Source organism: Lysinibacillus sp. 10T31, from assembly GCF_056394365.1.
Genome location: NZ_JBFTHS010000029.1, coordinates 1 through 19,607 on the forward strand (window position 1 = coordinate 1; position 19,607 = coordinate 19,607).

Consider the following 19,607-nt stretch of genomic DNA (forward strand, 5'->3'; position numbering starts at 1 on the left):
TTTTACACGTTCTGATATGGTAAGATGGGTATAGCTCATAACGATTCCTCCGTTTGAATGTTGGTGTGGTAACTACATTCTACACGAGGTCGTTATGGGCTTCCTTTATATTGATTTCTGAGTGTTGCACTTAATATTACAATCCGTCAAGTAAAAAAGAAAACCGTGAAAAAGCTTTAAGTATGCTTAATAGTGCAAAAACTAAATTAGGATCTTATTTAAATACTGCGGAGATGGACCAAAACATATCAGAGCGGATAACTGCTCAAGTAGCGACACGAGCTGGAACATCTCCAACAAAAATAGCTTCAAACGAAATGGTGGCTGAAGGTGGAGGTCATACAGGTATCCACTTTTTCAATGAAGAAATTCAAGGAAAAGAACAATAATAACACAAATCTTCTCAATTCATTTGAGGAAACTGGATATAGTAACTAATTTTGTGTTTTCAATTATATTAACTATTAAAAGTCGATTCATACTGAAAGATTCGGTATAAATCGACTTTTTTAGTGGCTTCCCCATCATGGAGTGGTCCTTTTAGTTTATATTTTATTTTTCTTTATTTCTAATTCTTCGTTGCAGTTTTTTTTATAATAATCCTTTAATATACCTTTATAAAATATAATTATATTATAAGCGGCAGTTATGTCGTAAAAATGTTCACTGCCCTAAAAATAAGCAAAAAATCAATAGGTTTTCTGCCCATGTATTGAGACACACTTATGTGAGTATTTTAATTGCAGAAAATATTGCTGTTACAACACGTAGGAGATACACCTAAAATGGTGATGAAGGCATATGTACATTCACTTAAGGATGAAGAATTAAGAGCTACTAAAAATGGGTACAAGTTTTTCTTGTACCCATTAAACCTTGATATATAAGCATTTGTAGAACTATCTAAATATATTATGTTCGTATAGGTAATCATACGAAAGATCGACGAACAAATACTCATGCTCGCTAATAGCAATTGAAAATGTTCTTGTAATTTCCCCTGTCTCGATATCTCGATAAAGCTCTGAGATTTCTCCACTTTGGTCGTTGCGCATTTTAATGATTGTTTGTAGGAAGTACGGGCGCCAACTCCAGTTTTTATTGATCGCTCTTGGCTGCAATTCCCACTGACCATCAATACGCATTACGTTTGGAGATAGTTGGAAACCATCTTCATTACAAATATATACTCGGAATGAATAACTATCCAATAGCTGCGCTAAATGCTCTAAAAGCGTGATGTTGTCACTAGAAGGTTTGACACGTTGGACAATTGCTTCTAGCTCCTCTCTCAGCTTTTTCAACTCGAAATATTGTGCTTCTAGAATTTTCTTTTCAGAGGTAATAAACTGCTGGCACTCTTCCTTAAAACGTTCCTTTAAAATATCTTTCTCTACAAAAGTTATTGCAGGGTTTGCCAAGTATCTGCCTTGATAAAAACGGCCCCCGTTCTTCCAAGCAAACTGTAATTGATAAACAGTTTTGATTCCTTCAAACAGAAGATTTGCGCCGATTTTATAAGCGAGACTCCCTATTGCTGATATCATATCAGACTGTGCAGACCAAGAATCATAATTTAAGTCTTGAATATTGACCTTTAATATTTGTGGTGATAATAGAGCAATATGCTCTAAATGACTCTCCGCTCCTACTTCCTGAACGGCAATTTTGACACCAAAAGTCGTAAAGTAACGTACTGCATGATGCAGCTTATGGATATCACCTAAAAACCGATGCTCAGAAACAACTAATACAATGCGATGTAAATCCTCTTCACTTATATATTGTTGAATAATATTAAAATGACTTTCACCGAAATCCTGCATCAGTAAGTTCGGGTTACTAGGAATATAAATATCAATATCCTGTCCGATTTCTTCTACTTTGGCTAATGCAGCATGTAGAATTTTATGTTCCATGTCAATACGATACTCTTCTGGAATATCTTCATTATTCACAAAATCTTTTAAATTAATTTGTTGACCCTCGATTAGTAACTGTCCGGAAATTTCGTAGGCAATCACCGTATGCGCATCCGCGCTAAATATAGGCTGAAAATACCCATGTATTTGATCTAAATTTGTTAAAACTTCAATTGCATCCATTGTCGAAACCTCCATACATGATGTTATCCAAGAATAACATTACATTCGCAGCTCATTACATGAAAAAAAGCTCTCTGACTGTATAATAATTTGTTTAAAGTAAATTGGCAACTTCACATGGCGTTATTTTATGGAATAAATCTGTCCTGAAATTTAACAAACTTCCACCTAACTGATTTATTTATGATGAAAATAATCTTTTTTGATAACACACTAGTACAATAGAACATATGGTTATGTTTTAGCCCATTTTTCTGACAATTCATCAGTAATAACGACTTTCCCATATAATAGGTTGCTTAAATACGTATATATTTGTTTATCCTTATTATAAAACATGGATTCGCTGGATTTTTCATGTATTGCTGTGTAAAAAAACTCCCTCAGAATTCCTTATCCCTATAAATTATGCAACAATCCCAAGCGAATGCCGTGATAACTAAAGATTTTCATCCTATATCCTAAAATTTTTCAGCCGTTCACCCATTCCATTAAATAAGCAGTATTCCAAAGTATGGATAATACCCTACAGGAATACTGCTCATGACTATTCTGACATAAAGAAATACCAAATAATCGCAATTGTAATTAATGATAAGATGACAGCAATTGTTACACGAAGTGGTGAAATTGGGGCATCTCCACCTACTCGACCTGTTTGTCCGTTTACCATAAATCGATAAATTTTCTCTTTGTAGCGGAATGATGAAAGCCAAATCGGTAACATTAGATATTTGTATGTAATATCATCATGAGTTGTTGAGAAATGTAAATTGGATACTACATCCGCATTATGTTCCCAACGTATTTTCGAGGTAATTTGTGCATTCAGATGATCTGAAATTTCCCTCTTCGCCTGACTCCACCCGTCCTGTAAACCAATACTGTAGCGTTCTGATAAAAATCCTGATACATATTCTGGTTTATAGGCCTTATTATTGAGTAAATTAAAGGGTTCTACTTTTCGCATCATATTTCGATCATAGCGGGATGTTGCACTTATTAAATGATCATCAATAAATTCCTGATAAAAACCACTTGTAGAATACCAATCTGTTTCAGTTCGAGTATTTCCCTCTTTATCTGTAACTGTGCGATGTCTACCGTATCTTGCGGAATATCTAGAGCTTGTTTTCGTGTCAAAAGTCCAATAAGGAAGATAAACTCCTTTAAATGAATCAGGCTTTGCACTATCTTTTGCTGCTCTCGGTGTAAACCATTTTCCCTTAATCCAACTTTGGAAGTTCTCTCCCGCTTGCTTATCTGTTATTTCAAATGCACATACCCCGTTCGGTGCTAGTGTATTTTCTGCACTAGCTTCCATAACCTGATTAGAACCACAATATGGGCAACTATCAGCTACCTGTAATGCATCATAAATCGTTTCTGCCGCACAGGATTTACAAATGACTGTTTTTTTCTCAACACCCCAGTTAAAATTCCCACGTTCTTCAGCCATTGCAAAATCCATTTCCTGGGCAACTTTTTCCTCTTGTTTTTCTGGGGCTGCAATTTCAGTTTCATAGCCACAATAAGGACATGTTAGCTTTCCAGTTGCTGGGTTAAATTCAATAGATGCACTACATGATGGACACTCAGCGTCAAAATCAAGCTTTACTTGTTTAGCATTTTCAGCATCTTGCGTTGGCATCATTAGTCATCTCCTTACTTAACATCATTCTCATCAAACACATCGCCACACTCTGGGCAGAATTTTGGTGGGTTTGCAGGATCTTCTGGCTGCCAACCACATTTATCGCAAACGTATTGTAATGCTTCTGAAGGTTTTTTAGCACCACATTCGCTACAGAATTTGCCTTTGTTGACAGTACCACATGTACAAGTCCATCCTTCTTCTGTAGGTTTTGATGTCCCACAATTTGAGCAGAATTTACCAGTGTTTTCGCAACCACATGCACATTTCCATGTAGCTGAATTCGTCGCTGTTTGTCCTTGTTGGGCTGCCTGTTTATTTTGCTCATTCATTTGATAAAGCTGTCCTGCATTAACACCGCCTGCTTGTGTCGCCATGTTCATGCCCATAAATCCTGCCATTGCTCCGCCATCATTATTGGCTGCTGCAATCATTGCTTCTGCCTGAGCACCTGTTAAATGAGCCGCAGCCATACCTGGATCACGCATCACTGCATTTCGTTGTAGTTGTTTAATCATTGCTTCATCTTCTTCAGATGCTTTTAAAGAACTAACGCCAAAGGATACAACTGCTAAACCACGAGTTGCTAGCCATTTCTCTGATAACACTTTATTTAGGGCATCTGCTAGAGCAACCGTATGCGCAGGAATTTCACTATAGCGTACCCCGCTTGCTGAAATTTGTGCGAAAGCCGGCTGTAACGCAGTCATCAATTCCGTTTTTAATTGACTATCGATTGCATCTCTTGTATATTCACGCTCTACGTTGCCACATACATTTGTATAGAATAATAATGGATCGACAATTTTATATGAATATTCGCCATGGCAACGAATTGCAATGTCAATATCTAGGCCGATATTACGGTCGATAACTCGGAAAGGAATCGGTGCTGGTGTCCCATATTTATTGCCTACGATTTCTTTTTTATTAAAATAGTACACACGCTGATCCTTTGCAGGTTCTCCTCCAAATGTGAAGCGTTTACCAATCTGCTTGAATGTTTCCATAATACCTTCTGACAAATCATTACCATACATAATCGAAGGCTCTGTGGATGTATCATAAACATACTCCCCAGACTCCGCTGAGAACTCCACCACTTTTCCTTGCTCGACAATCATCATACATTGACCTTCATTTATAGCAATAATAGAGCCATTACTTATAATGTTGTCATTGCCTTTATTGGATCCTCGTTTAGAAGTACGTTTAAAACCCTTTGCCACAAGAACATCCGCTGACAGAGACTCACAATAGAAATATTCACGCCATTGATCTTCTAGAACACCTGCTAATGCGCCAACTCCTGCTTTTAATAAACCCATATTTATTCCCACCTTCAACTTATATACTTACGACTTATTTTACCATATCAATTATACCTCGGCATAATTGCGTCCGGAGGCTTTAACTTCCAGCGGATGTTTGAACACCCGCTGAAAGAAGTTAAAAATAATCTAATCATTATGTAGTACGCATAAAAAGGACAATTTGTTTCATTTTTTTAAACTTCTCTATAAAAAAAGAGATAGCTCCTAAGGAACTACCTCTCTCGTATTGTTGTACAATAGCGTTTTTTAGTGGATCTTAGCATTTCTTAAGAACATGCGGAAATAGCTACAAGCACCCAGGCAACGATAAATAACAAACCGCCGATTGGGGTAATTGCTCCAAGCTTTTTCACACCTGTAACGGCCAATACATATAAACTACCGGAGAAAAACACAATACCAGCCAACATTAAGTAGCCTGCCCAAGAAAGCATACTAGAAGCTCCTAAAAGTGCCTCACTCGATAAAATACCAAGTCCCAGTAAACCTAATGCGTGATACATATGGTATTGCACCGCAGTTTCCCAAATGGCTGCATAATGTGGTGACGCAAATTTATCTTTTAGTGCATGTGCCCCAAAAGCTCCGAGTACGACACCAAGACAAGCCATAATTGCACCTATCGCCAATAAAAGTTCCATGTATGATTCTCCTATTTCGTCTCGCGTGCGATTTCTTTGTATTTCGCATCCCATGCTGGATCGATTTTACTTAAAGACACCGGACGTAACGTATCTTTGTGCGCTAGAATATGTACGGACTGAGCAGTCGCTGCAATCGTGCCATCTTCATGTAAAATTTCATAGCCATATGTAGTACGCAGACGATCGTGTTTTTCCACCCATGTACGTACCGTTGCCACTTGGCCATAATGCATAGCTGCCTTGTAAGAAATGGATAAATCCATCACAGGCGATACATAACCATCTTTTTCTAATGCTGCATACTCAAAGCCTGCATCATTTACTAACTGCGAGCGACCTATTTCCATCCAAATGATATAGTTCGCATGATACACCACGCCCATTTGGTCGGTCTCAGCATATCGAATTTCGATTTGTTTCTCACTAACAAACATTTTCTTCACCTCGTCCTACATTATAGCGTAAAAATATTGATTTAGCGGGGTTTTTGTTTTAACAAGGAAAAATCAAATTATTTAATTTTTCAATAATTTGAAGTTTAATCCAGAAATTATTATGGCAATAAATAGTGATATTCGTTTTTTACCAGTTGTACCCCACTTATTTGGGGTACAAATTAGGGTACACAAAAATTAAATTACACCGGGCAGATACAGTGAATTAATTACATGAAAACAGTCACTCAAATTCTTCAAATGAGTGACTTTTTCTTTTTTATATAAAACTGTTCATAGCTTCTTTTGTTTCGATTGAGTACGTTTCTTCTTCATGAATTATCGGTTCATTTCTATATATCCTTATTTCACTCTCTGGATCACGTTTCATATCTACTTCAATTAATCGTTTCACATACTTTTAAAATTTCTCGACTTCCCTGTCAGTGAGTTGATTTGTTCTACATGGGTTAATAGTGCCAGTTCATACTCATTATTGATACTTTTTTATGTATAGGTAACTTCAATTTGCACAAGCTAATGTTGAGTGTATCGCACGCACTTATTAGGCTTTGGCTTTGGTTGACAGTAACGGCCTCCCTCAACAGGGTCACTTCCAACTCAGTGACCCTTTTTTGTTTACTTATATTACATTTAGAGGTGCTTTAATTGACTACATTCGGAAAATGCTTATACATTGCTTTCTTTGTAACACTGTTATTATTTACAACAGTTTGGGATTATTTCAAAAGTGGTAATTTTGCTTTGCTTGAAAATTTTTTCTTTTCTTTTTGGGTAGCAAGTTTTTTATTCACGGCACTACTACTTAGAAGTAAAAAAGATGAAACGGAAAAAAGCTAAAAAACAGAAGCTGATTGGTATATTCTAATCGGCTTTTTAACTGAACAATTTCTTTTAAGTATTCACCTATCCCACCTACGCAATTCACTAATCTGCTTAAACTCTTTCCAAATGGTCCGTAGTTTCCTATAAGTCTTGCATCTTCTGCATTCTTTAGTAGGATCATGAATAGTTCTGGTTTTACACAATCAAGAATCGGTTTTCCTCCACGATTCAGGTTGACTTGCCCCAATTTTTAGAAGTATTTATCCCCTGCTGTCATTTCCTCAACCACACGAGGATCTTCCCAAAAAGTTGTATAGACCTATCTGAATTTACCCATTTGCCCCTCGCATCTACTTTTAACGTAATATAAATCTTTAATCACAGACTTAATTAACAAAAAACATATTGTGAAGCATCAACCACCGCATTATTTTTTATCAGCCTTACCAATAGCTATTTGAAAAGTGGTTACAGGTTAAGAAATAAGAAATAATTTCCCGGGTAAGCGCAAAAAATGACAAGTTTAGTCTTGCATTCCAGCACCAAGCGACTTATTTCATTTATCCTTCTCTTACTAGAATATCCAAGCAGGTAGAAGGACTTTATGGGGTACGTTATTGTTCAACGATAAATTCCTCTTGGACTGATTCATCTTCCACAACTGAATAGTTAGTTACATCTATAACATCGCTCATTTCCTCAGATACCTCTATTTTGATAGTTTCATCAGCCTCAACAACCTTTTGAAGTTCGATTGATTTAGGAGCATAATTTAATACCTCTGAACGTGAAAGCTCAATCTTTCAGGTGTAGTTCGGAAAATCTGTAAAAAAAACTTTTATTCTTCATTCATTTACTTTAATATCGATAAGGGCACCCCAAAAAAAGATAGAGGTGCTAAAATGTACGGTATTATTAATTATGAAATGTTTTTATTAACAGGGATTTTATTAAATCTAATCCCTGGTGCGGACACCATGTATATTGTTGGTAGAAGTATTTCTCAAGGTAGGCGAGCTGGAATTTATTCTGTGTTTGGTATTATTACTGGCTCCTTAGTTCATACGTTATTAGTTTCTTTTGGCTTATCGCTCATACTTACAAAATCTATTGTATTATTTAATACCATTAAAATTATTGGTGTTATTTATCTCGTTTATTTAGGGATTAAAATGATACTTGATAAGTCAAACATCGGTTTCGAAGCATCATCAAATAAATTAAACTTAAGTAAAATTTATATACAGGGACTTTTAACAAGTCTAACGAATCCAAAAGTTTCTTTATTTTTTATTGCGTTTCTCCCACAGTTTATAGATGTTAAGGCATCAGGTCCTATACCTTTTTTAATTTTAGGACTTACTTTTACAGCAACTGGACTACTATGGTGTTTATTTGTTGCGTATTTCTCTTCGTACTTTACTAAAAAACTAAGAGGAAACAAAAAGGTAGGATCGATCCTGAATAAGATAACAGGAATAATATTTATTGGAATGGGGATAAAGTTGCTTCAAACGAAAGCCCCGCAATAAATTTGTATAACAATGCCCCCTATTTAAAAAATGTTATATTGAATTTAATATAGTTCACTTTTATTGAACAGTCCTTTCAAATTGAGGGGACTGCTTTCTTATTTATCCACTTCTTTTATTGAACATTTCTCTCATATTGTTTATTAGTTTAATGTAGCATGTGAAGACGCTACGGCTTTTTTATTTTTTAATCTATTTCACAGGCAATTCACTATACAAACATAGCTATTACATCATAATAATAGTAAGGTAAAGCTAATTTAGCCTTACACCTCCGAAGGTTTTACAGAGGGTCACTCCTATCCCAAGTGACCCTTTTTTTATTGTCTTATCTCACAAAAAAATATTTTTTAAAGCCTATAGCTAAATGGTTTAACACCCCACTTTTTCTCTAAAGCTAACATATTATATGTTGTAGAAAGGAGGTGTGCTTTATGGGATACTATGGTGGAAATGTTGGTGGTATTGGTAACTGCGGCTACTACGGTGGCGGATATGGTAATGGTTCAACATTTGCCTTAATTGTTGTTCTATTTATACTTCTAATTATTATCGGCGCTACTTTTATGAATAGAGAATATTAATATTTCCGATTTAAGGGTCGCCCCTCAGCCTGGTGACCCTTTTATAGTTATTTGTCTTATATTGTTCATTAGTAGGCTGTAGCGTGTGATGACGCCATGGCTATTTTTATGGTAAAATTTACATAAATTACATAACGAGGTGATAATATGGAAAACAATAAACTAGTTTGTAAGGCTTGTGGTAATGATTCCTTCGCACAAGGTGAATTAGGTGGATCTATGGCAAAAGTAAAACCCATTAAGCTCGATATGCTCCATTTTTCGAGTTCACCACTAATTTTGACTATTTGTACGGATTGCGGAGAAGTAGCTTCAATGAAAGTTAAGAAAGTTGATAAGTTTAAATAGTCCCTTATAGTTAAACTTTGGGTCATTTCAGCCGAGTGACCCTTTATTAGTTTCATTCCACATATTGTTCAATAACTAAATTCTATAATATTTGCAACATATTTTTTTACATAACGACTCCTGTTAAAATATCTTTCTGACATGATTGTCATTCTCCCCTTTTTTAATCACTTTACATTTATGGTATAATTACTCAAAAAGGGGTTTTATTAATATAATGCTTGTAATATTATTTTTTATATTTGTAATTTGGTTTATGATTAAATTCATTAACTTGCAGGAAGAACGAAACGAAATTCTAAGGAATATATCTGAAAAGCTAGATATAGATAAGTAGTATACCTAGATGGGAAATCCATCTTTTTTACTGCACAGTTTCTTTAAAACTATTCACTAATCCACCTTTGCGAATTTAAGGAGTAAAGTCTTTGTTTTACTGTCTTTTATTTTTTCCAAATTTCTCGTTACCACGTTTAAAATTACCCGTAATTTTAGCTAATAATAACTGTACCTCTGTTAAATTATCTTCAACTTCTTTGATCCTCGCTATAAGACGCTCAGCCTCCCTCTCCTTTACTATTTTAATTTGTTTCCCTTCGTAATATATGACAACCGTTCCTTTTTTCGTTATTTGATAATCGAATGGTTCTTCGCTTAATCTGTTTCGTTTATCTATTTCGCTCACTTCACCATCTCCCTATTTCTTTTAGTTTCAAACATTATATTCAAAAAAATATGTTGATTCACTCGTTTTCTTTAATTATTTTCATTTTCAATATGTACCTGGTGTAAAAAATAGTTTAACTGCAAGCCGTAAACAACTGGAAATCACTTAATTATATTCTTTCGTTGTAATCCAATGTTGTTACCATTTCTATACCTCCATTACTGTTCATTTCTTTCGATTAACCATCCTTTGTGAAATGACATTCTCCAAGGGAAACCTCCACAAATAAGTTAACTTATAATTAATTTTGTGTTAACATATCATCATCCAATTATTGGAGGTGTTTTTTTGGCAGAAAAGAATAGAACATTACTTAGCTCGGTTAGTGGTTTGGCATTAGGTACAGTAGGAGGATATAGAATCTTTACAAATAACTTAGAAGGTATGTCAATACTAGTAGCTTATATTTTCTTGATTTGCGGATTGATAGGCTTTGTTTTTAGCGTTATAAAATTGTCTAGAATTTCTTGAACTTTGCGTTGCTTTATTGCAACGCTTTTCTTAATGCTATTGCACATTCTCTCAAGATTCACCTAACTCACCAACGCAAATTAATAACTTCTTTTTTCGATACTTTTCTACTGCCTATATTTCGAAGATCCTCTAGTTGAAGTTTTTTTATGAACGTAAGCTCAACTCGTCATTCCACCGTACCACTTACAGTTCACTTTTTCTTTCTGAATCCCCTCGCATAGCAAGAGGTTTTCGTAGAATACAAAAAAGTCACTCATGTTTACTAATGAGTGACTCAGACTATCGTAAGAGAAAACGAGTTAATTATTTTATACCTTTAAAAGCTTCAGTTTGCTCCTTAATTCCTTTTTCTGCGGCAAATCTTTCAATACTAGATGCGCCAAAGAATCCAACAATTCCATCTACTCTTTCAATAATATAAGCAGCATCTTCCGGTTCTGCAATCGGACCTCCATGACAAATTGCTAATATATCAGGATTTACAGACTTTCCAGCATGTATAATTTTTTGGATTCGATCGACACAGTCATCTAAAGTTAATGCAGTTTGTGCACCAATCGTTCCTTTTGTTGTTAATCCCATATGGGCCACTAAAATATCTGCACCCGCTTCAGCCATTTTCTTTGCTTGCTCTTCATCGAAAACATATGGAGTAGTTAGCAAATCTAATTTATGTGCTTCTCTAATCATCTCTACTTCTAAATCGTAGCCCATTCCTGTTTCCTCTAGATTTTGACGAAAAACACCGTCAATTAAACCAACAGTAGGAAAGTTTTGAACGCCACTAAACCCTTGATCTTTCAGCTGCTTTAAGAAAACCCTCATCACTTTAAAAGGGTCTGTTCCATTAACACCAGCTAGTACTGGAGTATCTTTTACGACGGGTAATACTTCATTACCCATTTCAACAACAATTTGGTTCGCATCACCATATGATAATAAACCTGCTAGAGACCCACGACCAGCCATTCTATAACGACCTGAATTATAGACTATTAACATGTCAGCTCCACCAGATTCACTACTTTTAGCTGTAATTCCTGTACCAGCGCCAACACCTAGAAGAATATTTCCTTTATTAATTTCCTCTTTAAAACGTTTCAATATTTCTTGTCTCTGTAACATGATCGTTTTCCCTCTCTTTATTTTCTATCAATTCAATTAATTTCTTAGCTGCAGCTAGTGCAAACTCTTCACTATTTATGTCCGCATTGATTTCAATCATTTCCACTTTACTTTGGTCAACATTTTCTCTTAATGTATCAAATAGCATACGGTCTTCCTCTAAACCGTAGAAAGGCTGCCCTTCAACATCAAGACCTGAGAGCCCTTTTAGCGGTAAAAATAATGCCGTATACTCATTAGCTAAAGCTAATTTTTCTGCAATTACTTCACCTATTTGCTTGTTCTCTTCAACCGATGTCCGCATTAAAGTAACTGTTGGATTATGCTTATAAAATTTTCGTCCTTTAAATTTAGCAGGGACAGAATCAAATGGACCAAAGTTAACCATGTCTATTGCACCCACTGATACAACTTGAGGAATTTGCTTTATTGAAGCTGCCTCTAAACGATGCGGTCCAGCTTTCAGTACACCCCCAATTAATTCATCAGCCCATTCAGTAGTCGTTATGTCAAGGACTCCATCTATAAATCCATTAGCTATTAAATTCTCCATTGTACGACCGCCAACACCTGTTGCATGGAAAATTAATACCTCATATCCTCTAGCTTCTAGGAAATCTTTAGCCTGATTTATACAAGGTGTTGTCAATCCAAACATAGTTGCAGCAATAAGAGGCTTCTTTTTCTCTATAGTTTTATTTTCAAAGTTAAGCATACCTGCTATCGCAAATACTGCATTCGTAAATATTTTGGTCGAAATTACATTTAAACCAGCAACGTCTACTACCGATGGAATCATAATAATGTCACTAGTACCTACATATGGCTCCGTATTGCCAGAAGCGACTGTTGAAACCATTACTTTAGGAACACCTATTGGTAATGCTCTCATACCGGTAGTTACAATAGAAGATCCACCAGTACCTCCAAAGGATAGTACACCGTCGAATTTACCTGCTTCATACAATTTCGGTAAAAGTATTTCCATCCCCTTCGCAAGAACTGCGGTTGCATTTGCTCGGTCTCTTTTCGCTGCAATTTCTTGTATATCTTCTCTAGCTGCAGCCGCTACTTCAGCATTTGATACGTCAGGCTCAAATGCTGGGGTAAAAACACCTGTGTGAATCGTGAAAGTATTGAAACCTAACGATTCAATCAACTCTTTTACATATAAATACTCTTTTCCTTTTGAATCAAATGTTCCAGCCAAAGCAATTGTTTTCATATTAACTCTCTCCCTTCTTGATCTTTAAAATCATATAAGAAAGCGGTTTCATTTATTACTCCATTTCATAATACAGTTTTCTTTTAGGAGAGTTAATGTGTTTTTGTTCTATAAAATTGTCTCTTTGTTATATTATCAATTATGCCTTGGCATAATTGCGTCTGGAATCGGCTTTGTGCTTAGGCCTGCTGATGTTTTTTGTGCGAAAGCGCAGTGCTAACGTAGCGGCAGCAACAGATGTTTTTTGCGCGAAAGCGAAGCGGCAGCAGCAGATGGTTTTTGCGCGAAAGCGTAGCGCTAACGCAGCGGTAGCAGCACCGAAGTTAGTTACTCAGTCGTGTGTTTTTGCTGTCGCTTCGCTTTCGCACTGATAAATTGCCACAGGACGTGGCGTTCTTTGACTGAGTTCCTCTGTTTCAGCGGGTGTCCAAACACCTGCTGAAAGAAGTTAAATAGTTTTGAGGTGATACACCTTTATATTTTTTAAATATTTTACTAAAGTGAGTATAATCGGGATAACCTACCATTTCGGCAATATTATTTAGAGGTAATTTTTCTAATTTTAATATTTCAATTGCCCTATTAAGTCGAAAGTTAATAAGATATTCTGTGAATGAAATACCCACCTCTTTTTTGAATAATGTGCTTAAATAAGAACGCGACAAATTTAATATTTGTGCCACTTCATTCAATGATATTTCATCCATATAATGCAAACTAATGTATTTCTTTATAAAATTAATATAATCAGCTTGACTTCCTAGTCCATCAGTAATTTTACCGATTAAATCATCCAACTGAAAATCGTTCGTTTGCTTAAATGATTTCGTAATATGTATGAGAGCTTGTTCATTTGGAATCCTTTCAAACACAGAACCTCCGATATAACCCATAATAGTAGTATCATCATACATATATTGAACATCTATTGGTTTATTAACCGGGCCTCCATAAATCATTTTAATAATGTTAGAATTTAGTTCATTACATCTATTAAAAATATTTACCGCCATCTTTTTGGCAGCCTGTAAAGATAAAATCTTTTTAGCTCCTAGTGATCCGCCATTCGTTAAACCTAAGTGAACACAAATTATATCTGCACCGGCCTCTATCATACTTATTGCTTGTTCTTCGTTAAATACAAAGGCCACTGTAAACAGCCCTTTTTCATTAGCGATACGAATAGCTTCTACCTCTTTTTCATAAGTAATTCCTTGTTCCTCTAAAGCTTCTCTAAAAAGCCCATCTACAAGACCTATACTTGGATAATTATTAATGCCCGAAAATCCTCTTTGTTTAATTAAATCGATATAACTATCTAATTCAATTGTTGGATCTGTAGCACATAAACCAAAACAAACTGGAATTTTTTTAATCATAGGAATGATCTCTTTACACGCAAAATCCATAACAACATCATTACTATTTGCATACGGTAAAAAACCAGCTAATGAACTAACCCCCATTAATCTGAATCGTCCTGAATTTAGAGCTAGAATAAAATCTGCGCCACCTTGTTCTGCGTATTTAGCTGTCATTCCAGAACCAGCAGCAACACCTAAAATATAACTATTTTTATTAATTTGTTTTTTAAAATAATTGTTTATTTCATACTTCTTATTTAGCTCTTCCTCCATTTAACTTTCACCTCTACTTAAGCTATGAAACATTACTCTCTTCTAGTGTAATGTACATTATCTCTTATCCAAAAGCTATAAATGTCTACTAGTCTTTACAGATTAACTAACTTTAAACTTGTTCGTTTTATTCAAAATTCTAGATACGACATTAGAATAAAATAAAAAAACACACTCTTAAATCGCAGCCACTGAAAAAGTCAATTCACACCAACTTTTTTGGTATAAATTGACTATAAATGCTTAATATAGTTATTAATTTAGCGATTCATATGTTTGTCAGTGCCATTGCTTAAATCTTCCACAATCTTTTTACATCGACCAATTCTTGCCCATCGAATTCCATTCTATATATGTCTGGCTTTGTTGTATGTAATAAAAAGTTCAAATCGTATTTACTATCATAAAACCCCATCATTAAAGTCATAACTGCGCCATGTGTGCCGATTACTACTTTCTGTCCTTGATATGTATTTATTATTTCTTTTAATACAATTATAGCACGTTTCTGGCAGGCCGCATTTGACTCACCTCCCTCTAAAGCATAGGTTGAGTCAGAAAATGACTTTTCTAAAAAAGGGATTAATTCCTTGTCAGAGATTCGCTTATCACCAGCAATAAATGTTTGCTCTTTAAGGTCTTCAAATACCATTACTTCTTTTTCTATTTGTTCAGCTACTTTCTGAACAGTTAGGATTGAGCGACTATACGGGCTAGAGATAACAATATTAATGTCCTCTTTTTGTAGAATTTCAGTTATTTGTTGAGCGTCTATTCTACCTTTTTCAGTTAATTCTCTCGTTCTTTCATTGCCGTCTTTTGGTGAATCACCGTGTCGTACCATATATATGAATGTTTTCATGAAGCCTCCTATTATGCTTGAGTCTTTGAGTCATTTATGCGACGAAGCTAAAAATCCATATGGCTCGGAAGAACTTCTACTGTTCATCTTCCGATATCGGTAAAACAGTTGAATATTTAACTTCTCGTAAAGATAAGTTCGTTTGAATGCGAGATATGCCCAGTCTATTTAATTTTCTTATAAAGCGATCTAATTCTTTTCGATCTCTAATAATAACCTTTAACAGATAATCATACTCTCCTGTTAAACAATGACATTCTAATATTTCTGTCATTGTTGTTAAGGCATTTTCCAAAGCTTCTAATTCCTTCGCTTGATGAATATTTGTACTCATGAAAACGTAACACAGTAAATCGAATCCCAGTTTCTCAGGATTCAAAATGGCCACTTGTTTGTCAATAAACCCTTCACTTTCTAAACGTTTTATTCTTGTATGGGTTGCCGGTGGGGACAAATTCACCCGTCTCGCTATCTCTGCATTACTTATCTGAACTTCTCTCTGCAAAATATCTAGTAGTTGAGTATCAACACTATCTAATAACTTTCTTTCAACATCTTTCAAGCTATTTTCCTCCTTTTTTATATTCGAAATTTTCGTTACATTCAGCAACTATTATTAATTTTATTCTGCAAAATACAATTATTCTTACTGTTATTTCGTTTTTTATTCATTACACAAAATATTATACAGTTAAAATGATAAAAATGTTATTATTCTTTTATCTGAAATCTCAATATACATACGAGAATCAAAGGAGAGATCGTGATTTGCCGAATGTCTATGTTTTATTAATGCTTTTAACTAGTTTACTTTGGGGAGGCAATTTTGTAGTTGCTAAATCTCTTGTTGATCATGCCTCTCCCTTAACATTGACGAGCTTAAGATGGATCATTGCAGTCGCTGTGCTTCTTCCAATGGTATGGTGGAAAGAAAAAAGATTGCTTCCCTCTCGAGATGCCCTCCTCCCTTTATTGTTAATGGGCGTTACAGGTGTAGTATTGTTCAATATCTTTCAATTTTTAGCATTGGCAAGAACTACGTCGACGAATGTTGGCTTCATTTCAACATTAAATACAATTTCAATTGCGATTTTTTCAATTGTTTTTCTAAAGGAAAAAATGAATATTCTTCAAGCACTTGCAATGCTTCTTTCGCTGTTCGGTGTTCTTCTCGTACTTTCAAAGGGGAATATCAGCCTATTATTGTCTTTTCATTTTAATGTGGGTGATTTATGGATGCTTGCCGCTGTATGTGTATGGGGTATTTATTCCGTTTGTAATAAATGGGCAATGAAAACTACCTCGCCATTAATGGCTAATTTGTATTCAGGCATATTCGGACTTCTTTTACTATTGCCTTTTAACCTTAAGGATTTTACCATTTCTAATATTAATCATTCTTTTATACTATCAATTTTATATACAGGGTTTATCTCCACTGTCGTTTGTATGGTACTTTGGAGCATTGGAATTCAAAAACTAGGTGCTACCACATCCGGTGTTTTCCTTAATTTCAATCCGATTTTCACTGCACTTCTAGCGTTTTTATTTTTAGGAGAGAGCATATCTTGGACGCAAGGGATTGGGGGATTGATTGTCATTATGGGATGTTTTTTATTTTCACATTTTAAATCAAATACAAATCAATTAAAGAAATTCTCCTTCAAGTCTAGGTCAATAAAACACATTAACTAATATTAAAGTAAAAACTTCAGATGCTTCATTAAAGGTAGGCTGATTTCTCAAATATTGTCTATATAAGGGTCACGTCATAAAAATGCGTAATAAGTAATTACAACGTTAAGTATAAAAAGTTCCCGAACCTCGCTTTGGGACTTTTTTGTATTGAACAACCTTTATTGAGTGAAAACGTCTTTGTAAGAAATAGAGAAAAAACCGAGGTGACATTATGCGATTTATTTTTAATAAAATAACACTTTTTAGCATAATTTTTTTATCATTTTGTTCAATAGTAATTGGATATATATTACAAACAATCCTTTTCCCTTTACAAGATATTAATTCTATAAGTAGTAAAGAGCTATTGGAATTTCAAAAAGTATATGCAATAAACTATCCCTTAGGAAAAGGGCTACTCTATCTAGGTCTATTTCTGATGATTTTAGTCATAATGCTATTCATCATTAAGTTAAAAAACTTAAAATATAATAATCAAAATTCAGATGTCTAACTATCCAACCACAATAAAAAAGTTCCCAAATGAATGTCAATACAGTTTTTTATGTAAAGGCGTATAAACACAGTTAATACAAGGCTTTTTGGGATTTATTTTGCAGAAAAACGCTGCTGGTGCACTGTCTATATAAAATCGTGCATATACAGACCAATTTGATAATTTGTACAGGACGTGGCGTTCTTAGTCTGAGTTCCTCTATTTCAGCGGATGTTTGAACACCCGCTGTAAGAAGTTATAGTGAATTATATTTTTTCACTTCTAAAGGAATCGATATTATATATAAATCAATAGCATATGTAGTAATCGTAATCCCTTTACCTTCTTCAGTAAATTTTGCTTGAAGAAACCGCTCCGAAACTTTTCTTTTCCCCCATTTTTTAGGGAACCATTCAAATCCTGAAAACATAAATATTAATCTACCTTCTTTTTACTAAATTTGATTGTAAACTTGGCCAAAAGGGCACTGCTTAAAGCATTTTTATTAATCTCCATGTTTTCTTGACAGAGTCACTAAACATCTTTCCTCATGTACATCAAACGGGTTTGGCAGAGAAAGACAAAAATATGCTAGTAATCGTTAATCCAAGACCCGAACCTCCTGTTTGACGATTTCGAGAGTACTCTCCGCGGTACAAAGGTTTGAAGATATGAGGCAATACATTTTCCGGAATACCTCTGAAAAGTATTTTTTTCGTTGGTTCCTTGACTATATAGTTACTATACAGCATATAGTTTATACCTGGAATAATTGTTTGTATGTAAAACATACACTTTTATAAATTTAGGAGGAACATCGATTATGTCAGAAAGTATCAAGTTAAGACCGTTAGAAAGAGAAGATTTAAAATATGTTCATAAATTAAATAATGATTCTAGAATCATGTCATATTGGTTTGAAGAACCATACGAATCTTTTGTAGAACTACAAGATTTATTTGAAAAGCATATCCATAAACAAAGTGAAAGACGTTTTATAGTTGAAAAAGAAAAGGAAATTCTTGGGCTAGTGGAATTAGTTGAAATTGACCTGATCCATCGCAATGCAGAATTTCAAATTATTATTGATCCTAATTCCCAAGGAAATGGATATGCCTACTCTGCTACTATTTTGGCAATGAAATACGCCTTTCATATTCTAAATCTACACAAACTATATTTAATTGTTGATAAACAAAACGAAAAAGCCATTTACATTTATAAAAAAGCTGGATTTCATATTGAGGGAGAACTTAAAGAAGAATTTTTTACTGAAGGTAAATATCGAGACGCCCTTCGCATGTGTATATTCCAATATGAGTTTAATAACCAAATATAGCTACACTTGCCCTTCTTATGTATATTATGAAAAAGTCATTAATGGGCATAACCAACTATTAGCTGTAGCGTATTACTACGCTACGGCTTTTTTCATTCAGTCAAATTTCCTCAAAAAGTTTATAACATCATTCAAACAGGGAGATGAATGCAACAATCCATGCTGCTATCACCAGTAATAAAAACCACCAACCCATAAACTTTAGGAACATTTTAAAAAATGGTTTCTTTTTGAATTCATCTGAAAAGGAACTCATCTGTATAGCACCCTCAGGATGCTTCAACAGCATATAAGAAATACTGCCGAAAATTAAAGTAATCAATATTGCCACTATAAACAATTCCAATAGTCCCCTCTTCACGTTTAATTCATTATCCTACTGACATGAACCTCGAAGTGTTTGTTCATTTTCGTTAACACTCGTAAAATTACCAAACAAATACTTTTTTGGCTATCAGCTTATCAATTTTACTATTTTCTACTCTATAAATCTCCTTTTTTACGTTAAATGATTATTCTTCCACACCAATCTGTTAACGTATCATGACCATGGACATATGCCTT

The 19,607-nt window shown here is 34.6% G+C and carries 22 protein-coding genes and 1 pseudogene; 9 read left to right on the forward strand and 14 right to left on the reverse strand.

Annotated elements, in window-relative coordinates; translation table 11 throughout:
• Window positions 1–182 precede the first annotated feature (182 nt).
• Window positions 183–389, forward strand: a complete 207-nt coding sequence (locus tag AC1DCY_RS16910) for a hypothetical protein (protein WP_477351992.1) — start codon at window positions 183–185, stop codon at window positions 387–389.
• Between the two features lie 510 nt (window positions 390–899).
• On the opposite strand, the gene AC1DCY_RS16915 is transcribed toward AC1DCY_RS16910, so the two are convergent.
• The 5 genes from AC1DCY_RS16915 to AC1DCY_RS16935 all read right to left on the reverse strand — a co-directional run bounded on the left by AC1DCY_RS16915 (window position 900) and on the right by AC1DCY_RS16935 (window position 6,171).
• The gene (locus AC1DCY_RS16915; protein ID WP_477351994.1) at window positions 900–2,105 is read right to left on the reverse strand and encodes an EAL-associated domain-containing protein; all 1,206 of its coding nucleotides are present in this window, start codon (window positions 2,103–2,105) and stop codon (window positions 900–902) included.
• 547 nt (window positions 2,106–2,652) lie between these two features.
• A complete protein-coding gene (locus AC1DCY_RS16920) occupies window positions 2,653–3,756 on the reverse strand; it encodes a TFIIB-type zinc ribbon-containing protein (protein ID WP_477352118.1) in 1,104 nt (367 codons plus the stop codon).
• A gap of 14 nt (window positions 3,757–3,770) precedes the next feature.
• Window positions 3,771–5,087: an SPFH domain-containing protein gene (locus AC1DCY_RS16925; RefSeq protein WP_477351996.1), complete on the reverse strand. Its 1,317-nt coding sequence runs from the start codon at window positions 5,085–5,087 to the stop codon at window positions 3,771–3,773.
• Window positions 5,088–5,359: 272 nt separating this feature from the next.
• Window positions 5,360–5,734 carry a DUF423 domain-containing protein gene (locus tag AC1DCY_RS16930; RefSeq protein WP_477351998.1) on the reverse strand — a complete coding sequence of 125 codons (375 nt, stop codon included), beginning with the start codon at window positions 5,732–5,734 and terminating at the stop codon, window positions 5,360–5,362.
• A gap of 11 nt (window positions 5,735–5,745) precedes the next feature.
• Window positions 5,746–6,171 carry an acyl-CoA thioesterase gene (locus AC1DCY_RS16935; protein ID WP_477352000.1) on the reverse strand — a complete coding sequence of 142 codons (426 nt, stop codon included), beginning with the start codon at window positions 6,169–6,171 and terminating at the stop codon, window positions 5,746–5,748.
• A gap of 669 nt (window positions 6,172–6,840) precedes the next feature.
• Here AC1DCY_RS16935 and AC1DCY_RS16940 point away from each other — a divergent pair.
• From AC1DCY_RS16940 to AC1DCY_RS16955, 4 genes are all read left to right on the forward strand, one after another.
• Complete coding sequence (locus tag AC1DCY_RS16940) at window positions 6,841–7,032, forward strand: RNA polymerase subunit sigma (RefSeq protein WP_477352002.1); 192 nt, start codon at window positions 6,841–6,843, stop codon at window positions 7,030–7,032.
• 887 nt (window positions 7,033–7,919) lie between these two features.
• A complete protein-coding gene (locus AC1DCY_RS16945; RefSeq protein WP_477352004.1) occupies window positions 7,920–8,549 on the forward strand; it encodes a LysE family translocator in 630 nt (209 codons plus the stop codon).
• 434 nt (window positions 8,550–8,983) lie between these two features.
• Window positions 8,984–9,133: a YjcZ family sporulation protein gene (locus AC1DCY_RS16950; RefSeq protein WP_477352006.1), complete on the forward strand. Its 150-nt coding sequence runs from the start codon at window positions 8,984–8,986 to the stop codon at window positions 9,131–9,133.
• Window positions 9,134–9,280: 147 nt separating this feature from the next.
• Window positions 9,281–9,481, forward strand: a complete 201-nt coding sequence (locus tag AC1DCY_RS16955) for a hypothetical protein (RefSeq protein ID WP_477352008.1) — start codon at window positions 9,281–9,283, stop codon at window positions 9,479–9,481.
• A gap of 433 nt (window positions 9,482–9,914) precedes the next feature.
• On the opposite strand, the gene AC1DCY_RS16960 is transcribed toward AC1DCY_RS16955, so the two are convergent.
• Window positions 9,915–10,166, reverse strand: coding sequence for a hypothetical protein (locus tag AC1DCY_RS16960; protein WP_477352010.1), 252 nt, complete (start codon window positions 10,164–10,166; stop codon window positions 9,915–9,917).
• Between the two features lie 330 nt (window positions 10,167–10,496).
• Between AC1DCY_RS16960 and AC1DCY_RS16965 the strand changes: the two genes are divergently transcribed.
• Window positions 10,497–10,679, forward strand: coding sequence for a hypothetical protein (locus tag AC1DCY_RS16965; RefSeq protein ID WP_477352012.1), 183 nt, complete (start codon window positions 10,497–10,499; stop codon window positions 10,677–10,679).
• A 306-nt stretch (window positions 10,680–10,985) separates the two neighbouring features.
• Here the strand turns inward: AC1DCY_RS16965 and AC1DCY_RS16970 are convergent, their stop codons facing one another.
• Window positions 10,986–11,807: a phosphoenolpyruvate hydrolase family protein gene (locus tag AC1DCY_RS16970; RefSeq protein WP_477352013.1), complete on the reverse strand. Its 822-nt coding sequence runs from the start codon at window positions 11,805–11,807 to the stop codon at window positions 10,986–10,988.
• The gene (locus AC1DCY_RS16975; protein ID WP_477352015.1) at window positions 11,773–13,032 is read right to left on the reverse strand and encodes a Tm-1-like ATP-binding domain-containing protein; all 1,260 of its coding nucleotides are present in this window, start codon (window positions 13,030–13,032) and stop codon (window positions 11,773–11,775) included. The genes AC1DCY_RS16970 and AC1DCY_RS16975 overlap by 35 nt, the downstream gene beginning before the upstream one ends.
• Before the next feature lie 200 nt (window positions 13,033–13,232).
• On the opposite strand from AC1DCY_RS16975, the gene AC1DCY_RS16980 reads away from it, so the two are divergent.
• On the forward strand, window positions 13,233–13,403 hold the full coding sequence (locus AC1DCY_RS16980; RefSeq protein WP_477352017.1) for a hypothetical protein: 171 nt from the start codon (window positions 13,233–13,235) through the stop codon (window positions 13,401–13,403).
• A 45-nt stretch (window positions 13,404–13,448) separates the two neighbouring features.
• Here AC1DCY_RS16980 and AC1DCY_RS16985 read toward each other — a convergent pair whose 3' ends face one another.
• From AC1DCY_RS16985 to AC1DCY_RS16995, 3 genes are all read right to left on the reverse strand, one after another.
• A complete protein-coding gene (locus AC1DCY_RS16985; protein ID WP_477352019.1) occupies window positions 13,449–14,669 on the reverse strand; it encodes a phosphoenolpyruvate hydrolase family protein in 1,221 nt (406 codons plus the stop codon).
• A 292-nt stretch (window positions 14,670–14,961) separates the two neighbouring features.
• Complete coding sequence (locus AC1DCY_RS16990) at window positions 14,962–15,531, reverse strand: histidine phosphatase family protein (RefSeq protein WP_477352020.1); 570 nt, start codon at window positions 15,529–15,531, stop codon at window positions 14,962–14,964.
• Window positions 15,532–15,607: 76 nt separating this feature from the next.
• Window positions 15,608–16,093: an Lrp/AsnC family transcriptional regulator gene (locus AC1DCY_RS16995; RefSeq protein ID WP_477352022.1), complete on the reverse strand. Its 486-nt coding sequence runs from the start codon at window positions 16,091–16,093 to the stop codon at window positions 15,608–15,610.
• A gap of 206 nt (window positions 16,094–16,299) precedes the next feature.
• Between AC1DCY_RS16995 and AC1DCY_RS17000 the strand changes: the two genes are divergently transcribed.
• Window positions 16,300–17,226: a DMT family transporter gene (locus tag AC1DCY_RS17000; protein WP_477352023.1), complete on the forward strand. Its 927-nt coding sequence runs from the start codon at window positions 16,300–16,302 to the stop codon at window positions 17,224–17,226.
• A gap of 734 nt (window positions 17,227–17,960) precedes the next feature.
• Here the strand turns inward: AC1DCY_RS17000 and AC1DCY_RS17005 are convergent.
• Both AC1DCY_RS17005 and AC1DCY_RS17010 read right to left on the reverse strand, forming a co-directional pair.
• Window positions 17,961–18,134, reverse strand: a complete 174-nt coding sequence (locus AC1DCY_RS17005; protein WP_477352025.1) for a hypothetical protein — start codon at window positions 18,132–18,134, stop codon at window positions 17,961–17,963.
• Window positions 18,135–18,300: 166 nt separating this feature from the next.
• Window positions 18,301–18,402 (reverse strand): annotated as a pseudogene (locus AC1DCY_RS17010) (ATP-binding protein); the annotation flags it as partial.
• 125 nt (window positions 18,403–18,527) lie between these two features.
• On the opposite strand from AC1DCY_RS17010, the gene speG reads away from it, so the two are divergent.
• Window positions 18,528–19,043: a spermidine N1-acetyltransferase gene (speG, locus tag AC1DCY_RS17015; protein WP_049664852.1), complete on the forward strand. Its 516-nt coding sequence runs from the start codon at window positions 18,528–18,530 to the stop codon at window positions 19,041–19,043.
• Between the two features lie 127 nt (window positions 19,044–19,170).
• On the opposite strand, the gene AC1DCY_RS17020 is transcribed toward speG, so the two are convergent.
• A complete protein-coding gene (locus AC1DCY_RS17020) occupies window positions 19,171–19,389 on the reverse strand; it encodes a hypothetical protein (RefSeq protein WP_477352027.1) in 219 nt (72 codons plus the stop codon).
• Window positions 19,390–19,607: the final 218 nt, after the last annotated feature.